The sequence below is a fragment of the Candidatus Aquicultor secundus genome (assembly GCF_002791875.1).
Taxonomy (GTDB): domain Bacteria; phylum Actinomycetota; class Aquicultoria; order Aquicultorales; family Aquicultoraceae; genus Aquicultor_A; species Aquicultor_A secundus.
On sequence record NZ_PFNG01000241.1, the window covers coordinates 1 to 3521 of the forward strand.

The following is a 3521-nucleotide window of genomic DNA, read 5'->3' on the forward strand; positions in this document are numbered from 1 at the left end:
AAGGGCTTTTGAGAGTAAGGGCTTTGATGTAGAGGGCCAACCAGGATGTCATTCTGAAGGAGCGAAGCGACTGAAGAATCTTGGGTGCAGAAACCTTCTTCTTAGGCAGGAGGGTCTAAGCTTAGATAGAGCTAGAATGAAGATCTCTTAGTTAGGTGTATAAAAGCTTAGACATACTCAGTGACAGAAGTACGTGAGTGCCCGCTAGATTCTTCACTTCGTTCAGAATGACAGTAAAAGGTTAATCGTGGGCTATAGGCCTTTGCCGGCTAAAGGTTGGTTGGTTTGGGTAGTAATATTTGGGTAGTAATGGTAGTAATATTTGGGTAGTAATATTAGTGTGATGAAATATTAGTGTGATGACTGTTAACGGATGATTAAGTGTTCGGATACCCGGGATATTCGTTCTTGTTAGTGTTGGATATATAGCGGGGATGGATGTATATTTAATTAGATTGGGTGCCTGAATATCTTAAAGACAGGTGGGTGCCGGTGTGGATGAGAAAGGTATTATGTATATGGCACGTCGATTTTGGGAGACGTTAAGCGAGTTTATAGTTTTGGCCGTTATCGCGTTTGTGCTGGCGTTTGGTATTCGGACGGCGGTTGCGGAGCCGAGGCTGGTCCCGACAGGGTCGATGGACCCGACGATAGCTCCCGGTGATCGTATCTTCACCGTAAAAGCACTGTACTATTTTGAAGAACCGCACCGTGGCGATATTGTCGTCTTTAAAGTGCCGAAACAGGTCAACTCCGACCCCGATGCCGCTCCTTTTGTAAAGCGGTTAATAGGGCTTCCCGGTGATACGGTCGAAGTCCGTGACGGTGTGCTGTATGTAAACGGCAAGGCCTATAAAGTTGCTGCAGCGCGTACTCCCCAATACTCGTACGGGCCGGTCAAGGTAAAGGAAGGCATGCTGTTTGTGCTGGGGGATAACCGTAACCAGAGCTACGACAGCCATGAGTGGGGCTTTGTCCCGGAGGAAAACGTGATTGCGAAAGCCGTCTGCGTATTTTGGCCGCTCGATCACTTAAAAGTGCTTAAATAGATTCTGCAAGTAATTACGTAAATGGACCAAGTATTCCTCAAAATTCATGGTAACGGGGTAATGCATGCGTGGCAAGGATTGTGCAAGAACACGGCGCGGTAGAGATTCATATCACGGGCACCGTCCAGGGCGTGGGTTTTCGTCCTCATGTCTATAGGCTGGCATCTATCCTGGGCTTGAGCGGCTGGGTCATCAACACAACCGCCGGTGTTACCGTACGGCTCGAAGGCCCCAAAGAAACCATCGCATCATTTCAGGAACGACTTCGTACCTCTCCCCCGCCGCTTGCGACCATCGAGAGCTTTACTGCATATGATGTAGAATCCGAAGGGTTTAGCGCCTTTTTTATCCACGAAAGCAAGCCTGCGCCCGATACCGAGATATCCATTCCGCCGGACATCAGCACCTGCGCCGATTGCCTGCGCGAATATCGCGACCCCGGTGATCGCAGGTACGGATATGCCTTTACCAACTGTGTAAACTGCGGCCCCCGTTTTTCTATTACACGCACAGCGCCTTACGACCGCAAAAACACATCCATGCATGCCTTTGAGCTGTGCGAGAACTGTGCTCAAGAGTACGCCGATCCTATGAACAGGCGTTTTCATGCCGAGCCCAATGCCTGCCCTGTGTGCGGCCCAAAAGTAGCACTGACGTCATCCGATGGAACACCGCTGGACGGCGGTATGGAAACGGCCAGAGAATTGCTAAAACAAGGCAAGATTCTCGCGATAAAAGGTGTCGGCGGATACCATCTGGCCTGCGACGCAACGAATGATGATGCGGTCGGGCTGCTTCGTGACCGTAAAAAGCGCGAAGCCAAGCCGTTTGCGCTGATGTGTCGCGATTTGGATACGGTGAGGTCGCACTGTGTGGTGTCGACCGATGAAGAACACCTTTTGACCTCGCCCGCGCGCCCGATTATCCTTTTGAAGCGCACTCCCTTAGGTGGGCTTACCGACGTGATTGCGCCGGGGCTTGATGCGCTTGGAGTAATGCTCCCCTACACGCCACTTCACTACGGGCTTTTCGATGTTGATCTATCGGTGCTGGTTATGACCAGCGCAAACATTAGCGACGACCCGCTCATCCTCACCGAGGAGGACGCTTACCGGCAGCTTGGTGACCTCGCAGACATATTTGTCGTGCACAAGCGCGAGATCGTAAACCGGGGCGACGATTCGGTTATTATGCTTTTTAATGGTGGGCCGTATTTTATCCGGCGTGCGAGGGGATATGTTCCTCAGGGGATACAGCTTCCGTGCACCATCCCGCCGGTTTTTGCCGCCGGTGGGGACTTAAAGAGCGTATTTGCTTACGGCCGGGAGAAAAAGGCGGTCCTCAGCCAGTATTTCGGCGACCTGGATAACCTTAAAAACGTCGAGGCCTACCTGGATGGGGTGCGCTTTTTCGCCGATTTTTTGAAGATTACCCCCGAGAAGGTGGTATGCGACCTGCATCCCGATTATGTGGGTGCGGGGTATGCTGAGCGCTATGCCGAGAAGCTTGGGGTTCCCTTAATTAAGGCGCAACACCACAAGGCGCATTTCGCCTCGGCTATGGCGGACGCCGGGCTTAACGAGAAGGTCTTAGGAGTTGTATGCGACGGCACCGGCTACGGTGACGATGGCTCGATCTGGGGTTGTGAGTTTTTCCACGGCGACTATGAGAGCATCGACCGGGTTGCATCCCTTGAGCCGTTTATGCAGCCGCGCGGCGACGGCGCGGTAAAATATCCCCTGCATATGGCAGCTGTTTTACTGTATTCTCTCTGGAAGGACGAGAAAAAGCTGCTGCAGGTTTTGCCTGAGAGCGCCGATTTGATGCCGTTTGTCCGGGCGCAGACCGTAAATAATAATTTAAGCATTGCCTCATCGAGCTGCGGCCGGCTGTTCGATGCCGCCGCCGCCCTGTGCGGCTTTACATCCAAATCCACTTACGAAGGTGAGGCCGCGATGCGCATGGAGGCCCTGGCAAGGTCATCTGGTCTCGTGCTTAACAACGTTGTGCCTTACGCTTTTGCTATCCTTGAGGATGATATAGCGCGCCTCTCCTGGAGTTTTCTGGATGAGATGGCGGAGGATAAACGTAAAGGGGCGGGCCCCACTATGCTCGCCACACGCTTCCACCGTACCTTTACGACGGCGCTTAATGATATGATTGAGAAGCTAACGGCCCGGTATATGACGCAAAAAGTGGTATTTTCTGGCGGGACATTTCAGAACCGCCTTATTATAGATATACTTGCCAAGGAACTCCCGACAAAAGGAATCATGCCATATTTCCATCGCCGGGTTCCGACAAATGACGGGGGACTGGCATTGGGGCAGGTAATGTTGACAACCGCTGGTCAGTAGCAAACGGCATTTACTGTATGTCATTCTGAAGGAGCGATTAGCAAATAGTGAACGGCGATTAGTTGTCATTCTGAGGGAGCGATTAGCAAATAGTGAACGGCGATTAGTTGTCATT

The 3521-nt window shown here is 51.8% G+C and carries 2 protein-coding genes; both read left to right on the forward strand.

Features of this window, described 5'->3' with window-relative positions:
* Window positions 1-494 precede the first annotated feature (494 nt).
* Window positions 495-1049, forward strand: coding sequence for a signal peptidase I (lepB, locus tag COY37_RS10245; protein WP_286678743.1), 555 nt, complete (start codon window positions 495-497; stop codon window positions 1047-1049).
* A gap of 68 nt (window positions 1050-1117) precedes the next feature.
* Window positions 1118-3406: a carbamoyltransferase HypF gene (gene hypF / locus COY37_RS10250; protein WP_286678742.1), complete on the forward strand. Its 2289-nt coding sequence runs from the start codon at window positions 1118-1120 to the stop codon at window positions 3404-3406.
* Window positions 3407-3521: the final 115 nt, after the last annotated feature.